Annotated in this window: 1 protein-coding gene; it reads right to left on the bottom strand. The window is 47.5% G+C overall.

Going from position 1 to position 257, the window contains the following annotated elements:
• Window positions 1-70: 70 nt before the first annotated feature.
• A partial coding sequence (locus tag AAIR21_RS28160; RefSeq protein ID WP_434682879.1) for a hypothetical protein occupies window positions 71-257 on the bottom strand: 187 nt, incomplete at its 5' end.

The following is a 257-nucleotide window of genomic DNA, read 5'->3' as shown; positions in this document are numbered from 1 at the left end:
CGGCAATGACCTGGTTTGTTATACCGAAAGAAACGCAGCCACAAACGCTTAAGTCACAGGCCGGAGGGACTTAAACCCCGTACATAAGGGAGAAGCCGAAACGAAAGTTCCCTGCTTGCTGAATTAAATTTTTTATCTCATCGGTTGTGCATGCGTATTCAATGAAAGCCATTTGCTCTGAGATTTTAACGACGCAGGTGAGACTGCTGCCGTTTATCATAATCATCCCGGCAGTCCGCGTCGCAGAAATGCACGTC

This window comes from Enterobacter sp. PTB (assembly GCF_051130085.1).
Lineage (GTDB): Bacteria > Pseudomonadota > Gammaproteobacteria > Enterobacterales > Enterobacteriaceae > Enterobacter > Enterobacter ludwigii.
The sequence above is the reverse complement of the archived record's forward strand: the minus strand, read 5'-3'. Positions and strand labels throughout refer to the sequence as shown.